At 36.5% G+C, this 16,995-nt stretch carries 13 protein-coding genes and 2 pseudogenes; 10 read left to right on the top strand and 5 right to left on the bottom strand.

What is annotated here, in order from left to right:
* Positions 1-34: 34 nt before the first annotated feature.
* Positions 35-1,267 carry a beta-ketoacyl-ACP synthase II gene (fabF, locus tag ACNQFZ_RS02625; protein ID WP_458413808.1) on the top strand — a complete coding sequence of 411 codons (1,233 nt, stop codon included), beginning with the start codon at positions 35-37 and terminating at the stop codon, positions 1,265-1,267.
* Between the two features lie 237 nt (positions 1,268-1,504).
* On the opposite strand, the gene ACNQFZ_RS02620 is transcribed toward fabF, so the two are convergent.
* Positions 1,505-1,663: a hypothetical protein gene (locus tag ACNQFZ_RS02620; protein ID WP_458413807.1), complete on the bottom strand. Its 159-nt coding sequence runs from the start codon at positions 1,661-1,663 to the stop codon at positions 1,505-1,507.
* Positions 1,664-1,952: 289 nt separating this feature from the next.
* Here ACNQFZ_RS02620 and ACNQFZ_RS02615 point away from each other — a divergent pair, with 289 nt between their 5' ends.
* From ACNQFZ_RS02615 to ACNQFZ_RS02600, 4 genes are all read left to right on the top strand, one after another.
* Entirely contained in the window at positions 1,953-2,381 is a 429-nt protein-coding gene (locus ACNQFZ_RS02615; protein ID WP_458413806.1) for a VOC family protein, read from the top strand.
* 187 nt (positions 2,382-2,568) lie between these two features.
* Entirely contained in the window at positions 2,569-3,021 is a 453-nt protein-coding gene (locus ACNQFZ_RS02610) for an SgcJ/EcaC family oxidoreductase (protein ID WP_458413805.1), read from the top strand.
* 372 nt (positions 3,022-3,393) lie between these two features.
* Entirely contained in the window at positions 3,394-3,717 is a 324-nt protein-coding gene (locus ACNQFZ_RS02605) for a hypothetical protein (RefSeq protein WP_458413804.1), read from the top strand.
* A 173-nt stretch (positions 3,718-3,890) separates the two neighbouring features.
* The gene (locus tag ACNQFZ_RS02600) at positions 3,891-4,745 is read left to right on the top strand and encodes a hypothetical protein (RefSeq protein WP_458413803.1); all 855 of its coding nucleotides are present in this window, start codon (positions 3,891-3,893) and stop codon (positions 4,743-4,745) included.
* 46 nt (positions 4,746-4,791) lie between these two features.
* On the opposite strand, the gene ACNQFZ_RS02595 is transcribed toward ACNQFZ_RS02600, so the two are convergent.
* Positions 4,792-5,187 (bottom strand): (deoxy)nucleoside triphosphate pyrophosphohydrolase, encoded by a 396-nt coding sequence (locus tag ACNQFZ_RS02595; protein WP_458415286.1) that lies wholly within the window; start codon positions 5,185-5,187, stop codon positions 4,792-4,794.
* Positions 5,188-5,401: 214 nt separating this feature from the next.
* Here ACNQFZ_RS02595 and ACNQFZ_RS02590 point away from each other — a divergent pair, with 214 nt between their 5' ends.
* A complete protein-coding gene (locus tag ACNQFZ_RS02590; RefSeq protein ID WP_458413802.1) occupies positions 5,402-8,557 on the top strand; it encodes a DUF3427 domain-containing protein in 3,156 nt (1,051 codons plus the stop codon).
* 1,435 nt (positions 8,558-9,992) lie between these two features.
* Here ACNQFZ_RS02590 and ACNQFZ_RS02585 read toward each other — a convergent pair.
* Both ACNQFZ_RS02585 and ACNQFZ_RS02580 read right to left on the bottom strand, forming a co-directional pair.
* Positions 9,993-10,112 (bottom strand): annotated as a pseudogene (locus ACNQFZ_RS02585) (hypothetical protein); the annotation flags it as partial.
* A 69-nt stretch (positions 10,113-10,181) separates the two neighbouring features.
* Positions 10,182-11,150 (bottom strand): DnaD domain-containing protein, encoded by a 969-nt coding sequence (locus tag ACNQFZ_RS02580; protein ID WP_458413801.1) that lies wholly within the window; start codon positions 11,148-11,150, stop codon positions 10,182-10,184.
* 338 nt (positions 11,151-11,488) lie between these two features.
* Here ACNQFZ_RS02580 and ACNQFZ_RS02575 point away from each other — a divergent pair, with 338 nt between their 5' ends.
* Positions 11,489-12,658, top strand: a complete 1,170-nt coding sequence (locus tag ACNQFZ_RS02575) for an MFS transporter (protein ID WP_458413800.1) — start codon at positions 11,489-11,491, stop codon at positions 12,656-12,658.
* A 142-nt stretch (positions 12,659-12,800) separates the two neighbouring features.
* Positions 12,801-13,022 carry an enoyl-CoA hydratase/isomerase family protein gene (locus ACNQFZ_RS02570; protein WP_458415285.1) on the top strand — a complete coding sequence of 74 codons (222 nt, stop codon included), beginning with the start codon at positions 12,801-12,803 and terminating at the stop codon, positions 13,020-13,022.
* 607 nt (positions 13,023-13,629) lie between these two features.
* Here the strand turns inward: ACNQFZ_RS02570 and ACNQFZ_RS02565 are convergent.
* Entirely contained in the window at positions 13,630-14,565 is a 936-nt protein-coding gene (locus ACNQFZ_RS02565) for a helix-turn-helix transcriptional regulator (protein ID WP_458413799.1), read from the bottom strand.
* A 583-nt stretch (positions 14,566-15,148) separates the two neighbouring features.
* Here ACNQFZ_RS02565 and ACNQFZ_RS02560 point away from each other — a divergent pair.
* A complete protein-coding gene (locus ACNQFZ_RS02560) occupies positions 15,149-16,339 on the top strand; it encodes an MFS transporter (RefSeq protein WP_458413798.1) in 1,191 nt (396 codons plus the stop codon).
* 116 nt (positions 16,340-16,455) lie between these two features.
* Positions 16,456-16,587, top strand: a pseudogene (locus ACNQFZ_RS02555) (carboxymuconolactone decarboxylase family protein); the annotation flags it as partial.
* Between the last annotated feature and the right edge of the window lie 408 nt (positions 16,588-16,995).

Below are 16,995 nucleotides of genomic sequence, written 5' to 3'. Positions count from 1 at the left end.
TTAAAATAAAGAAAAAACTATTGGAGGGATATTCTTGAGAAGAATTGTAATTACTGGCATGGGCGTTATGTCACCCTTAGGTAATGATGTGGATACTGTTTGGAACAACTTAGTAAATGGAAACTCAGGGATCACAACAATTGATACGTTTGATGTTTCTAATTCCAAAACAAAGATAGCTGGTATGGTCCGTGGTTTTGATGCAGAAGAAAGGTGGGGAAGAAAGGAAGCTAGAAAATTAGATCGATTTGTTCAGCTTGCTTTAGCTGCTGCAGAGCAAGCATTGGAAAACTCTCAATTAAATTTAGACAAGATAGATCGTGAACGCATAGGAGTTTTTGTCGGATCAGGAATTGGGGGAATTCAAACTTTTATCGAGAATGTTAATTTACTAAACGAACGAGGACCTGGGAGAGTAAGTCCAAGTTTGGTGCCAATGATTATTACTAATGCAGCGGCAGCCCAAATAAGTATTAGATTAGGTGCACTTGGACCATCCTTATCTCCTGTTACAGCTTGTTCTATTGGGAATACCTCTATTGGGGAAGCATTTAATACCATTAGAAACGGTGAAGCGGATATAATTTTTGCGGGGGGAGCGGAAGCAGCCATTACTCAATTGTCCTTAGCGAGTTTTGGAAATGCCAAAGCTCTATCAACCAATTCAGATCCCTCTATAGCAAGTCGGCCGTTTGACGCAAATAGGGATGGATTTGTTATGAGTGAAGGAGCGGGAGTGTTGGTGTTGGAAGAATTGGAACACGCAATAAAGAGGAATGCGCCAATCTTGTGTGAGGTAATTGGTTATGGAGCAAGCTCTGATGCTTACCATATTGTAGCAACCCATCCAGAAGGGATTGGGGCTTATATAGCTATGAGAAATGCATTGAAAAAGGCTGATATATCAACAGAGGAAGTGGATGTCCTTAGTGCCCATGCAACAAGTACGCCTCTAGGAGATCTTTCAGAAACTCTTGCTATAAAGAAATTATTTGGGGAGCGTGCCTATCAAATTCCCGTAACGGCAAATAAGTCGATGCTCGGACATATGCTTGGTGCTGCAGGGGGAGTTGAGGCTATTGCCTTAGTGAAAACCATAATGGAAGGCATTATTCCCCCAACTATCAACCTGACACACCCTGACCCAGAATGTAATTTGGACTATATCTCTGATGGTACCAGAAAGAAAGAATTAAACATTGGTATATCGAATTCATTTGGTTTCGGGGGTCACAACTCAGCAATAATAGTAAAGAAATATAAATAATTGCTTCCGGTTCCATTAACACAATTTGAAGAAAAAGGATAAAAAACATTTCAGAGTTGAAGCTGAAAAATTCCTATTTGTATTTATTTTGTAAAAATGGAACGGTTTCTCCAAAAACCTTTCCTAAAGTCAAAAGTAAGTTTGTGAAACATTCTACTTAAAAAATCCTGTATCAAAGATTACTTGGTAATCAATGATACAGGATTTACCAATCTATATTTAATCACAAGTGTTTTTTTAATCCCGCATTGAACCTGCTTCTCTGGAAGTCATTGAACCTTGTCCTTCGCTTACATCTTTTTGAATTTCTTGTTTTACTTCTTGTGCATCGGTTCCGGCAAATCCTGGTTTCATAATAGAACTCAAAACCTCTTTAGCTTGTTGATCCTGTTGCATATAACTCCTCCTTAATTCCTGTTTAACAATGTTATCATTTACAAGAAACAACGGGGTTATTCCGAAACTTTGATTGCAGCTAATGAATTGTACCATCCCTAACATAATTTTGAGAAACAAAAATGTGTAACGCAAAAAATTGGTAGTATTTAATTATGTTTTTGTTGACGAACTAATGTTCTGTTTTATAAAATATGTATAAGGTAATAATAGTTGGTAGTTACTGCCACCTGGAAATTATTTAAGTTTAAGTATTCTATAAAATTTATTAATAAGGAGTTGTTGAATAATGTCAATTAGTTTGAACCCATATTTGATTTTCGACGGTAACACGAGAGAAGCGGTCAATTTTTACGAGAAAGCGCTTGGTGGAAAAGTGATAGGTATCATGACGTTCGGAGATATGCCGGCGGACCCGAATTATCCGTTGTCGGATGAAATGAAGAATCGCGTTATGCATGCACACTTGAAAGTCGGAGAAGCAGATCTCATGTTCAGCGATACGTACGAAGGCATGCCTTATCAGCCAGGCAATTCGATTCAGATGGCCATCCATCCCAAAGAAGAGGCTAGAGCTAGAGAAATCTTCGCCGCTTTGGAAGACGGTGGACAAGTCATTATGCCTCTTCAGAAGACGGATTGGAGTCCGTTGTATGGGCAAGTAAAGGACAAGTTCGGCGTTACTTTTCAAGTGAACGTCCCAGCAGAGCAACCCTAGTATTAGCAAAGTTCGCTCCATCAACAAACAAAACCTTCTGTTCACGAATGGACAGAAGGTTTACTGACAATTTAATTAAAATACAGCAGAGTTTATGAGAAATCAAAAAGAAACCCTTTACAGCTGAATGTGATAAACTTTAAGAAATCATTGTGAAAGGATTTATAATAATTAAGGGGGATAGAACATGAATGATTCAATCCATAGTGAAATTCAAAATCTTTATCAAAAACTAATCGATGCATGGAACAAACGAGATGCTCAGGGAATGGCTTTACTCTTCGCAGAACAGGGAGTCCAAATTGGGTTTGATGGAAGTAAGGTAATAGGACAAGAGGAGATTTTATTGCACCTTACACCGATATTTGAAAATCATCCTACTGCTCCTTTTGTTACTAAAGTTAAAGATATACGGCTTTTAGGAACTGATGCCGCAATCTTACACGCTATTGCAGGAATGATTCCACCTGGAAAAACAGATATAGAGCCAGCGGTAAATGCTCATCAAACGCTAGTTGCAGCGAGGAAAGATCATGAATGGCGGATAGAACTGTTTCAAAATACTCCGGCTCAGTTTCATGGCAGACCAGAGTTAGTTGAGGAAATGACAGAAGAGTTAAGGCAATTACTTAATAACTGAAAGGTAGCATCCTTGTCAAGCAAACGGGCGTGATTATTGGGGGAATCAGCCTTTTTTAACTCTAAAATTCCTTAACGTTGTAAATTTTGTGTCGGTTGCTGGTAAAAATCTTGGCAGAAATAGCACATGCTAATGGCCATAATTAAAATCCTCTATACAATCGTATTGATTGGAGGATAACCTATTACTTGTTATTCAGAAACGATAATAGCATGTTCACATATTTTTCATTGCTTTTTTACTTTTAAATTGTTATCTTTGGAGGGAATAATGTAATTTTTATCAAAATAAAATATGTGAATTTATGAACAATCTGAATGATCACAACTCTGGTCACGAAGGATTCATAAGATATAAAAAGGGGATAGAAAAATGGACATTTTTACGATTATTAAATTAGATAAAGATGAAGTAGAAAACTTAATGAACATCGAAATTTTGGAATCAACTGAAAAAATCTCTGATGACTTTGAAGAAGTGTGTATCGAAGGATTTTTAGATAAAAGTACAAACAGCCAAATTTCAGTTGAGGTTGCTATGAAACAATTATTTGAAGCTTTGAAAACGAAAGGCATTATTAACGAATCTGTTGAAAAGTATTCCTACGAATTGCCTGTATGTGGTTTGTTAAAAAATGCAAAGCGGAATGAAGAGGCTTTGAATAAGGATTACATCGTTATATCTTATCACCTATAAAAATATTTAAAAATCATTGCCCCATTGGTCGTCTGATGGGGTAATTTTTATTTTGGTCCACGGTTCCTGATTCTCTTTCTCCACCAGGCTTTTTTGCGGCAAGAAGGATTTTTGTAGTTTTTGTCGAATATTTTGATCTAGAAAAAGTTAAATATTGAAAGGAGTTATTTATTTTGACTGAAGACTACAAAATCCCCAGAAACCATAAGGATATAGGGTTTCGTTCCCTCGCGGCCATGTTCAAGGATGAATTTATCCCCTTTACCGGAATCCAACTTCCAAAGGTAAAAGACGTCATCCAGACAAATGTACCCTTGATTGAAGTTAAGGATCGAGGAATGGATATCAATTTTCTTTTAGAAGACGGAACAATAGCCCACATTGAATTTGAATCTGATAGCCTCACTGAAAAAGACCTCATTCGTTTTGCTTACTATGATTTAGCGCTATACGAACAACGTAGTCAAAAAATCCGCCGCATTGTAGTTTTCTCTTCAGGTGTTTCCCCAACAACGAAAAATCAATTAGATATAGGAAGTGTCAAACAACAACAGGATAGTATTTTTCTTGAATATGACTTTAATGGTGATGAGATATTCGGTAAAATAAAGGAAACCATTATGAAAGGTAATCCACTTACAAACATTGAAAGACTTCAAATAATCTTACTCCCAATGATGAAAACAAACCAATCCACAATTTCGAAAAGGGCCTATGAACTTACAAAGTTTTTACAAGAAAATATAGATGATGATTTTAAACATTATATAATTGGAGCAATGGTAACAGTAAATTATAGTCACATTAATGAGCCGGAAAAAGCAAAAATACTGGAGGTGTTGAAAATGGCAAAACCATTTGAAGATTTGTACAAGGAATTTGAGATGAAGGGACGTGAAGAGGGGAAGGAAGAAGCAAGAAAAGAATTTGCCAAAAGGCTTTTTCAAGATGGAATAGAGATTTCATACATTAAAAAAGTTACCCAATTATCCGATCAGGAAATTAATGATCTAATTCAAAATCAGTAAATCTTTAACTATGCCAATCCCATAATAGACTTCTCAAAGGAGAAGTCTATTTTTCATGGAGTAATTGTTCAACCGTAGGAACATCGGCCGGCGCCCATTTTAAAGATTCAAGATTCTCTCTTTTAAGCCAGATAAGCTTAGAATGTTCGGAAGCTGTAGGCGTACCATCTGTAATCTGAGACTTAATTGAAATTAAATGAATAATAGAAAAGTCATATTCATGCATGTTCTCATGAAAGATTTGTATAGCTTTAATTTTGCAGTCCAGCTCTTCATCGATTTCTCTCTCCAAAGCAGAAAATAGATCTTCACCTTTTTCCACTTTGCCTCCCGGAAATTCCCAGCGATTCGGCGTGGACATGGTTGGTGATCGAAGTGCACATAAAATTTCATTATTTTCATTTTCAATAATTGCGGCTACTACTTTAATAATTTTTTTGATTATAAACGCCACCTCTACTAGTCATTTCCAATGATAGTATTTTACATTACTTTTTCCAACGTTACTATTTACTCTGACAGCTCTACCTAAATCATGGCAGATAATTGGGTATATTGTAGTATAATGGTAGAAAAAGGTGGATTTTGGGCAAAAACATTGCTTATACAATACCTTGCGAACAGTCGCTGTTACTGTTTGCTACGGAGGTGTTCCTATGCTGAAACAAGGCATCTACGAAGAAATTATCAATGCAAAACTAAAAAAGAAACTGGCAACCTTAGACTGTGAAAAATTTGAAGTAGGAAAAGAGCCATTAGATCCAGAGGAAGCCCGGAAACTGTTATCAACATACATATCTGCCGTAACTAGGCGTGCTCTTACATATGTTAGGGACAATGAAAGTGACGACCATCAAGCATTGCTTGATCAAATTCGGACTTGTAATGAGATCATTGCTCTTTTAAGTGAAAGATTGGCAGAATCAGATTTTAAAGCTTTAAAAATCGCCGAGGAAGGCGAAGTGCTTACTTCCATTTATTCAAAATTAAATTCGATCAGAAGCATCAGAAAAGGTGAAATGATTCGCCCGGTTACGCCGATTTCGCAAAGTTCCTTATTTACCGGCTCCAATTATGAACCCAACATGCTGGGAGAGTTGAAAAAAGAAATCCTTACAGCGGATTCAATTGATATGCTCGTTTCGTTTATTAAATGGAGCGGCTTGCGCTGCATCATCGAGGAACTAAAAGCTTTCACAGCACAGCCAGACAAAAAGTTGAGAGTTATCACCACCTCCTACATGGAGGCAACCGATTACAAGGCGATCATTGAGCTGAGCCAGCTGCCAAACACTGAAATCAAAATCTCGTATGATGTTGACCGCACGAGGCTTCATGCCAAAGCTTATTTATTCAAAAGAGAAACAGGCTTCAGCACGGCTTATATTGGCTCGTCGAACTTATCGAATCCAGCCTTAACATCAGGACTTGAATGGAATATTAAAGTGACGGAAAAGGATTCATTTGATATCGTTAAAAAATTTGAAGCAACCTTTGAAAGTTATTGGAATGACAGTGAATTTACTACTTTTCATGCAAAAGAAAAAGAGGACCAGGAGCGCTTAAAACTGGCACTTTCCAAAAACAAAAATGACAACAATAACGAACTACCATTTTTGTTTGATATTAAACCATATTTTTATCAAAAAGAGATCCTTGAGAAACTACAGGTTGAGCGGGAAGTTTTTGGGCGAATGAAAAATCTTCTTGTGGCAGCAACCGGTGTAGGCAAAACGGTCATCTCCGCTTTTGACTACAAGCGCTTCAAAGCTGCTAATAAACAATCGGCAAAGCTATTGTTCGTCGCACATCGCGAAGAAATTTTAAAACAAAGCCTAGATACATTCAGAGTGATTTTAAGGGACCCAAACTTTGGAGACCTGCTTGTCAGCAACCATCAGCCAAGCTCGCTGGACCATCTTTTTGTCAGTATTCAAAGCTTTAATAGTAAAGAACTATACAATCATACATCAGCTGACTATTACGATTTCATCATCGTTGACGAATTTCACCATGCAGCTGCAGCTTCTTATCAAAAATTATTAAGCCATTATCAGCCGAAAATTTTGCTTGGGCTAACAGCAACCCCAGAGCGGATGGACGGCAAGGATATTTTAACCTATTTTGAGGATACAATATCGGCAGAAATGAGATTAACAGAAGCTATTAACCGCAAGCTTCTTAGCCCGTTCCAATACTTCTGTGTAAGCGATACAGTTGATCTGTCCAAGCTGAAATGGAGTCGTAAAGGCTATGACATGAAAGAACTAGAAAATGTTTATACCTCAAACACTATTCGCAGCAATCAAATTGTCAAAAGCCTCTTTAAATATGTGACAGATCTTGATGATGTAAAAGGATTAGGTTTTTGTGTATCCATCGAGCATGCTAAATATATGGCCCAATTCTTTACGAAAGTTGGCATTCCTGCAGTTGCACTTTACGGGAATGGCGATGCTAAAGTCAGAAATGAAGCGCAAACACAGCTTATAAATGGCGAGATCAAATTTATCTTTGTCGTTGATTTATACAATGAAGGAATTGATATTCCTGAAGTGAATACAATCCTTTTCCTGCGGCCAACGGAAAGCTTAACAGTCTTTCTGCAGCAATTAGGACGTGGTTTGCGCTTGGCGGAAGGAAAAGAGTGCTTGACTGTATTGGACTTTGTCGGACAAGCCCATAAAAACTATAATTTTGAAGAAAAATTCCGAGCGCTGATCGGCAAGACCAAGCATTCTGTTGCCCATTATGTGGAACATGGCTTCTTTAACCTACCAAAGGGCAGCTTTATTCAACTTGAAAAACAAGCGAAAGAATACATTTTAAGAAACATTAAATCGAGTACCAATACCCGCGGTAATCTTGTATCTAAAATGAAATATTTCGAACAGGATACCGGTCTGGAACTAACGCTTGAAAACTTTTTGAAGCATCACCGGTTATCTTTATATGATTTTTATGGCAAAAATCGCAATCGCAGCTTCACGAGGATGATGGTTGAAGCAGGGGTAAAAGAGGAATTTACTTGGGAACATGAGGAGTTCGTTACAAAACGCCTGCAAAATTTATTTTTCCTAAATTCCAGTACGCTCCTAAAGTTTCTCATCCATTACATTGAAAACGGCATTATTCAGAGCAATGATAAAAAAATCGTGCTGAATATGTTTTATTATTCATTTTACCAGGCACATCCAACAAAAGAGGGCCTGGCATCAATCGAAGCGGGGGTAAACCAGCTATTATCAAACGAACCATTTAAAAATGAAATCTTGCAAATTCTTCAATACCAATACAATTCGCTTGAAACAATGGAACTGGATCATGACTTGAATTTCGAATGTCCGTTACGGGTTCATTGTAGCTATTCAACGAATCAAATACTTGCAGCGTTAGGGTACTATAATGAAGAAAAGTCACCGGCATTTCGAGAAGGTGTAAAATACTTCCAGGACAAACATCTGGATATCTTCTTCATTACCTTGAACAAATCTGAAAAAGATTTTTCACCATCAACACTTTACGAGGACTATGCCATCAATGAACGGCTCTTCCACTGGCAAACCCAAAGCAAAGTGTCAGAAACGAGTCCAACAGCCCAGAGATACATTCATCACAAAAAACGAAACCATCAAATCGCGCTTTTTGTCCGCGAATACAAAACAGAACAGGGGCATACAGCACCATTTGTCTTCCTAGGGACAGCTGATTATGTAAAGCATTCAGGGAATAAACCGATGAGTTTTGTATGGCGACTAAGGGAAGAGATGCCTGCGAATATGGTGGGTAGGGCGAATAAGAATATTTTGTAAAAATGAAATACGTTTAATGAGTTAGAAGATTTCTTCGATTAGGGGAAATCTTTTTTTCGTAAGAAAAGGATTTTTGTAATATTTGTCGAATTTTATTTCCTGTATAATGATGGAAACATTACATCAATATCCACTAGATATTAAACATTTCCTCATCGGTGCAATGGTTGCTGTCAATTATAATCATATAAATAATCCTGAAAAGGAAAAATATTGAGGTTATAAAAGAGTGATTACGGCCAAGAGATTTTACCACCCTCGCCATCTTTTTTGACACCCTTTGACAACAAATTTACCAACAGTTGACATCCCATTTACCAACCCTCCTACCGGCCGTTCCAAAGGCATTCTCGACAGGCGGGTATGATGTGGCAGCCATTGCCAGCATCCCCTTTGGTGCGCTCCCTATGGTCGCTAGGGGCTGCCAGCCGGACAGCTTATCATACACGCCTACTCAGTACAAGAAACGCTTCGCTTGCCTTTTCCACTGGGTCCTATTATTTCCAAGGGTCACTCTGGTAAATAACCTGTCGTTTAGTGGTAAATTCCTTGGCATTACTTGGTACAAAAGATGTCACTAGTGGTACATTGAGTATGGCGGACAGTTTGATCCTCTAAATGCGGATGATTGAGCCAGTTACTGCTGAAGGGAGAACCACGACTACCACGACTATTACTCAGCGTTAATTAGCAAAAATCCTCTTGTCTGCCACCATTGACTATAACTTTTGTCCGTGTTGGGGAACAATCGCGGGTCTCCTATAAATAATGCCAATAGGCACACCTGCTCGAATATGATAACACGGGCAATCCGATTCTAAGCATTCGCTGGCGGGGCCCCGACCCCTTCCAGCAACTGCAAAGAATCGTGCGTTATAGTCAATGGCGAGCAGCTCTGCTATGGCTCTGACTCTCTTCTTTAAAGAGAGGTTGTATCAAAGGTGGCTCTCAGCTCTGCAAATGCTGGCTCTATTTTCCGTAATCGATGGCTCAAAAGTCCGCATAATTGGCTCAATTCTTCTGCCATAATCAGTAAAATATTACAAATTTCGTGTTTAGATAAAAGATGTCTAACAATAGCTTCATAAAGTATTTCGTATAATTCGATCTGCGGTGTTGTTTAATTATTTTTTTTGGATGATATGAGTAGGGAGTTAAAAGTAGAAGAAAAAAACAATATTAATTATATAAATATAGTGAAATTCCTTTGATTCCAAAAGAATGGAAGTTTCGAATAGTAGGAGTGGAGTGTAAAAAATGCACTCTTTTTAATGCACTCCCTAGAGGAAATGGCCGCAAAAATCCAAACTTTTGTAACACACGGCATTCGTACTACGGTGCAATTAGATAACTTTGCGGGTTGGGAAAACTTTGTTTTCAGCTGGTATATTATTGATGATTCATGATAGCGTTTCAATTTACCGATGAAATAAATCTATAAAGGTGGCAATGCCACAATCGTTTGAAAGAACAAAATGACATCGGCATCCTGTTCAACACGGTCTGCTCCCTGATTATTGGACATTATGGGACGTTTATTGGCTCTGGATTCAACAGCGCAATTTAGCTATGTTGGTTTCTTCCGCTTTGATTAAGCTTCCCAAGAGTGTTTTTCTCGCTATATTCATTCATCTTCACCTGCCGTCATGTCAAATTCAAACCCTCTTGGTATCGCTCTTCCAGCAGGAAACGATTCAGTTGACTGCCGATTCTTTACTACAGGCTGTTGTTTCTCCTCATACAAATCCACTTCTTCTACGGTCAGTAAAGATTCATTTTCCCAGTTTTTCAGAATACCCACGACATAATTCAGCCTTCGCTTGTTATTGGCACAGGCAATAGTCATGGCTTTTATAATCATTTCCTTTGGTTGTAAAAAATTAGAATCATTTAACCACGACAACAACTGCTCTTTCGCATTTACGTTTGTAAAACCAAATCCATTTGCATCCCAAAACTCAATTATTTCCCTCACATCATCTGGATTATTCTCTATCTTTGGATTAAGAGCTTTTTGTTGTTGTTTTTCTTTTTCATTTTCTTTTTGTTTTTCTTTTTGCCCACGTATCGTATCACGACATAGCAACGTATCGTCAGCGTCTTCACAATCGGTTAAAGAGGAATCTTTTTCATCCTGATCTTTGTCTTCCATGGCAAAGAACATGTCTTCTTGTGTACAAAAATCTTCATATAAACTTCTGATCTCCTTCTTATGTATGGATTCTGAAACATTTTGTATAAGCGTGCAATCCTCTACCTCTTTCAATTCGGATAAAATACAATCCATGACCGGCTTTCCGCCTTTTTGGAGATTCTCTTTTCCCCAGTTTTTAATTGCTAATTCTCTTGTTTCAGGATTATAACGAATCAACCGATGGTGCTTCTCAAATCGCTCCATTAAAGACTGAACACTCTCAATTGAATAGCCCAAATCAAAAGCTATTTGTTTTTTCGTAATTCGATAGATACCAATTTGAGTCGTATGCGGATTCGTAAGTAGATAAAGATAGAAATACTTATCCTCCGGCGTCATCTCTTCTAAAACAATCGGATTCTTCCAAAAATCAGTGCGCACCATTCTATACTTCGCCATCTTCGTCACTGCCTTTCTTCACAGAAAAAAGATTCTTTTATATTGTATATATGCTCTTGGAAAGAAAAGGGGAGATGGTGCGCACACGAATTTTTAAGAAATAAGCACCTTTAACTATTTATGTAACCTTGTGATCCATAAGGGTAGGGTCGCACCTATTTTAACGAAATTCAATTCCAGTAGAATAGTAAGGATTATTGACACTGGTTTGTTATTATTGTAGAATAAATTCTTCGTTCTATTTAATAGTGTTGAATTGTTACAATACGGATCTAATGAAATAAAAGACTATTAAAGATATCAATCAGTAATTTCTAATAGAAAAAGAGGTGTATTACATGAATGCAGAACAACGAAAAAAAATCATGATATTAATGATTAATATGTTTATTGCAATTGGAAGTTTCGGGATTATTATCCCCATTTTGCCCGCGTATTTAGAGTCCATTAATCAAGGAGGCACTGCTGCGGGATTAATGATTGCCCTTTTTGCTGGTGCTCAATTAATCTTTTCTCCGATTGCGGGAAAATGGGCTGATCAATATGGACGTAAGAAGATGATTATTTATGGATTGATCGGTTTGACGATTTCCATGTTTGTGTTTTACATTTTTAATTCAATTTGGTGGCTATATGCTTCTCGTGTTATCGGCGGTGTTGGAGCTGCGTTACTTGTGCCGGCTATTTTTGCCTATATAGCGGATATTACTACGGTGGAACAAAGAGCAAAAGGGAATAGCTTAGTATCAGCAGCAATGTCGTTGGGAATTGTTATTGGTCCGGGAATAGGTGGTTTTTTTGCTGACTTTGGATTGAAGACCCCTATTCTAATATCTGCACTTGTATCAGTTGTTTCCGTAATATTTTCAGTTTATGTTCTTAAAGAAAGTAACACAGAGGAAATGAAGGATCTTCCAAATGATGAGGAATCAATGGGTAGAAAGATGATTCGTTCCGTGAAGATGCCATATTTTATACCTCTCATTATTACACTAGTAATGAGTTTGGGTTTAATGGCCTACGAATCAGTTCTAGGACTATTTGTTGATAATCAATTTGGCGCAACACCACAAGAAATTGCAATCATGGTAACATCTACGGGAATTGTAAGTGTCATCGTTCAGCTTTTTGTCGTTGACCGAATCGTCGGCCGCCTCGGTGAAGGATATGTTTTAAATATCTTCCTAGGTGTATCAACAATTGGGTTTCTTCTTTCGCTCCTTGCATCAACCTATACTCTTTTCTTTGGGGTAACTCTTTTAATTTTTCTTGCTACCTCTATTCTTCGTCCTGTGCTAAACACACTTATCTCCAAATTGGCTGATAATGAACAGGGCTTTGCGATGGGGATGGCTAATGCTTACATGAGCATTGGAAATGTTTTAGGGCCAACTTTAGCAGGTTTATTATATGATTTAAATATCTTATATCCATTTATTATGGGGCTTGTTTTTTTAGTCTTGACAATGGTTGTAACAATTATGTGGCAGAAACGATCTGTTCAATAAAACAAGCAAATCAAACTTAGGGGAGTTATAGAAAAATAATTTAAAGCTAATTAAAGGCAAGAACGATTATAATTAATCGCTCTTGCCTTTTTCATGGATTTGTAATAAGTCAAACCGGCAGTTTATCCCGAACTTTACATAAATCAAAAAACTGGTCCTACAGCTCGGTAAAACACTTGCAAATGGGCCAATGAATGCTTATGGATTAACAAAAAAATTATTTTATCATTCTTTACAAGAAACACTAGAATCACAAATGAGCATGGAAACCGAAATAATTGCTGACAGAGCAAGGAGTAAAGAAGGGCAGGAAGGGATTGCTGCATTTTTAGAAAAACGTGAAGCAGATTATTTTAAATTATAATAATTGCAATGAAAGTAGCAATGCTTATGCTACTTTTTTTATTTGCGTTTTGCTGTATATATGATTTCTCATCACTAAGCAAATATTGATAGTGTAAAGTGTCCGTATTTTGACGTAAATTATGACCGATATCGTAACCTCAGTAGTGAGTCGTTCATTTGAATAAAATGAAAGATTTGGAGAGTCATTAGAAATAAAAATGGATGCCGGATTAATTTACCAACCTTGCTAGTGCACAATATCGGGCTATTGTTCACCAACGTTATATTCAATCCTGCAAGTTATGGATACAAAGTCTGAGAAATAATGTACTTAAAGTGACAGTTTGGTTTATAGAGAAACATGTGTAGCTTTGTTCGACAAACGCCCCTTATTGTGGAGGAAGTAATTTCGCATTAATAGCTATGAGCCGTATCATAAATAGGGCAGTTTTTTACATAAAATAGCTGCTCACTAGTATTGCCTCAATATATTTTATTGCCCGCCTCAAACTACATATAAAAACACGGGGACGGATCTCTTGTTTCATTATTATGATACAGTAGATCCGTCCCTGTGTTTAATTATAGAAAAACCATTATCGTCATTGCACAATGATAGAAAATTATCACAGATATTGTGACTTTATTTCTTCAAGTTGTTGGAGATAACTTTCCTTGAGCTGTTCTGGAAATTCAATCTTTACATGTTTTCCATATGAACAAAGATAATGCGTCATATAGTCGAGTTCAGTTTCATTATAGCCACCAGTCAGATAAGAGATACCATTTTTCTCTTCTAGCACCATATTTGGATAATGATGCTTTAAAAATAGCTCTTTTCCAAACGAAGTTAATTGAGCGCAAAAAGGAATATTATGATAATTTTTTTCGTGCTCCTCATGAAAATTCTTCATTTCTTTAAGTGAGTAGATATGTTCAATTTCTTCAAGAATTTCGCACTCTGACATATAATCACAGCGATATGTTCCCCACATTCCTTGATTTACCTCATAAGCACTACAAAACCAAATGCCATTGCGATAAAACAATTCATAGACCTGAAGATCAATTTTGATTGTTTCATATTGAGAATATATCATTCGAACAATTTTTTCTTCCATAATAGCAGTTAAGATAAGTGCAAGATATTCTGGCAGATTAATTGGAGCAACACCGTAATACCGAACTACCTCAAGCATTCTATCAAGATATTCTTGCTGGCTCTTAGGTAAAGTAGCAAATAATTTTTGTCGGATATGTGTATATGATTTTTCAAAAGGTGTGCTTGAGAGAATGTTTAGGGCGTTCAATGCGAAAAAAATAGCTCGAATCTCATCATTGTTGAAATAAACTGGAGGTAGCAAGGTTTGGTTAATCAATTTATACCCCCCATATCTGCCGCTTTCAGTATAATAAGGTAAACCCATCCTAGCCAATTCTTCAATATCTCTTAGTGCCGTTCGTTTAGAAATATGAAACTCTTCCATCAAGTCTTTTAATTGAAATTCGTGTTTATTGCTCAAAAAAATAAGTTCTTGATTGAGTCGTTCTGCTTTTTTCATTTTTTTTCTCCACCTTTGTTTAATGGTGTCTAATCCTGTCACCTTTTAACAGTATACTTAGATTATCAAAAACAAAGGAGATTTTATATGAAAACCTTACTTATTAACGCACATCCTGAATCATTAATCTTAAGGTGTGGGAGCGTGCGAATATAAATCTTGAAAAAGCTTTTAGACATTTTTACGAAAAATAATTTTATATTCTCAGAATAAAAAAACTGATAAATAAATTGCTTTTTTCCTACTAGGGAAGCTTGAAAACACTTGATATGGACGAACAGTATTTTTTGCGAAAACTCATGATGTTGGATATCAATAAGTGTTCTTGCTATTAGTAACTTTTTCAAATTTTATCAGGATTAATAATTTTAAGACTCTATCTAAAAAAATTTGACTCTGCTTAATTCAACACTGAACTAAGCTGAATATTTCGTAGGAATAACGTTGTCATTTAATCCATTTAAAAAAAGGGTCCGATACCAAGGGAGTATTCTGTCAAAGAATGCTAAAAATAACTAACAGCAAGTATTAAATATATCAAAACTTATATTTTTAATATTAGATGAATATTGGAGGAATTATATTGCCCAAGCCAAAATTATGGACAATGAATTTTATTAGTATTTCAATCGCTAATTTTCTTACCTTTACAATATTCTATTACTTATTGGTAACTTTACCGATATACGCCTTACAAGGACTAAATGGTAATGAATCGGAGGTTGGGCTTATTGTTACAATTTTTTTGATTGCGGGTATCATTACTCGCCCATTCGCGGGCAAATGGATAGAAAGAGTTGGAAAGTACCCCATTTTTCTGACAGCTTTCTTAATAGTTTGTGGTTCATCTTTTTTTTACTTTATAACGCAATCGATCACAACACTACTTATTGTTCGCTTTTTCCATGGAATTGGATTTGGAATGGCAACTACAGCTACCGGAGCTATCGTAGCAGATCTCATCCCTGAATCACGAAAAGGGGAAGGGATGGGCTATTATGGGCTAACACTCAATCTTGGTATGGTAGTTGGACCTTTTTTAGGGTTAACTATTATGCATCAGGGAGGAACAAATTTAATGTTCTTCATTAATGCTTTATTGGCACTAGTTGCTCTGATAGTCGGCTTATTTGTTCGGATTCCTAAAAACACAGGAACACAAGAAGTCAAAAAATTAGATATATGTAAAGGAATAAAGTCCTTATTTGAAGGTTCTGTTATTCCCGTTTCATTAATTTCTGGATTTTTCGCTCTGGTTTATTCTGGAATTATTTCTTTTATGTCAGTATATGCCAAAGAGATTGGTTTAGCTGATGCAGCTAGTTATTTCTTTGTAGTGTATGCTATCATCCTGTTAATTTCGAGACCTTTTACCGGGAAATGGTTTGATCTTTATGGAGCAAATATAATTATCTATCCGGCAATTTTCCTTTTTGCTGTTGGAACATATTTACTTAGTGCTTCAACATCATTACTATCATTTCTTCTTTCAGCGGCTCTTATTGGTTTAGGTTGGGGAACCATCTTTCCAAGTATTCAAACAATCGCCATACAAATTGCACCAGTTGAAAAAAGGGCATTGGCTACGGCCACATACCTATCAACATTTGATTTTGGATTTGGAATTGGGTCCTTTTTATTCGGTCTCGTAACAGAAAAAGTAGGCTATAGCTCATTATATTTTTATAGCACATTCTTCATTCTAGCCGGAATCGGAGTTTATTATATACTTCATGGGAAGTTTTATCGCACTGTAAAATACAGGAAAGTCTAGTGGAAGGAGTAGTAAATACAAATGGAAGGGGGGATTTCAATAAACTCATCCTTTTTGTTAACAACTTCAAACATTTACCTTTACAATTGAATTACTCTTGATTTAATGTCAAAAAAGATGAGCTTTATCAACGAGTGTGTGATCATTATGACGAGAGACAATACGTTGACCTTATTCTAATAATCAATCAAATCAACAGTTGGACTAGAATTTCTATTGCAATGGGGAATAAAGCAACTGAAGAATAATTACTCTAAACGAACATCTTATAGTGATTATCTCAAATGGTGGACGAAAGGCATCCAAATGAACCACTTTGGATACTTTTCCATTTTTGCGCAATACCTCTTTTAATGTCATATCAAATCCTTTTATAAATTTCCAATATTATAATCGCCTTTTTCTTATTACACATGAAATATTGTGAAATATTGTACCTAAACTATAGGGAAATTTAGGAAAATTACCGAGAAGTCATTTTTGACTCTCTTTCACATTTTCAATCTTCCGCAATCGGGCGCGATTGTGGAAAAAGTGTCTCATTATTATTAAGCGAGTGTGAGAGTGATAAAGCATTAAATAAAAAATGTCGGTCTGGATATCGACATTTCTAAAATGTACTAAGCTGCTAATGCACAATATCTGGCTATTGGAAT

The sequence above is a fragment of the Schinkia acidoalkalinis genome (assembly GCF_054301215.1).
Note: the sequence above shows the minus strand (reverse complement) of the source record. Positions and strands in the feature narration are given on the sequence as shown.

What these genes read in the sequence shown, in the direction of transcription:
- ACNQFZ_RS02620 (WP_458413807.1), bottom strand. Translation starts at nt 1,663, where the DNA reads ATGCAACAGGATCAACAAGCTAAAGAGGTTTTGAGTTCTATTATGAAA.
- ACNQFZ_RS02615 (WP_458413806.1), top strand. Translation starts at nt 1,953, where the DNA reads ATGTCAATTAGTTTGAACCCATATTTGATTTTCGACGGTAACACGAGA.
- ACNQFZ_RS02610 (WP_458413805.1), top strand. Translation starts at nt 2,569, where the DNA reads ATGAATGATTCAATCCATAGTGAAATTCAAAATCTTTATCAAAAACTA.
- ACNQFZ_RS02605 (WP_458413804.1), top strand. Translation starts at nt 3,394, where the DNA reads ATGGACATTTTTACGATTATTAAATTAGATAAAGATGAAGTAGAAAAC.
- ACNQFZ_RS02590 (WP_458413802.1), top strand. Translation starts at nt 5,402, where the DNA reads ATGCTGAAACAAGGCATCTACGAAGAAATTATCAATGCAAAACTAAAA.
- ACNQFZ_RS02580 (WP_458413801.1), bottom strand. Translation starts at nt 11,150, where the DNA reads ATGGCGAAGTATAGAATGGTGCGCACTGATTTTTGGAAGAATCCGATT.
- ACNQFZ_RS02575 (WP_458413800.1), top strand. Translation starts at nt 11,489, where the DNA reads ATGAATGCAGAACAACGAAAAAAAATCATGATATTAATGATTAATATG.
- ACNQFZ_RS02565 (WP_458413799.1), bottom strand. Translation starts at nt 14,565, where the DNA reads ATGAAAAAAGCAGAACGACTCAATCAAGAACTTATTTTTTTGAGCAAT.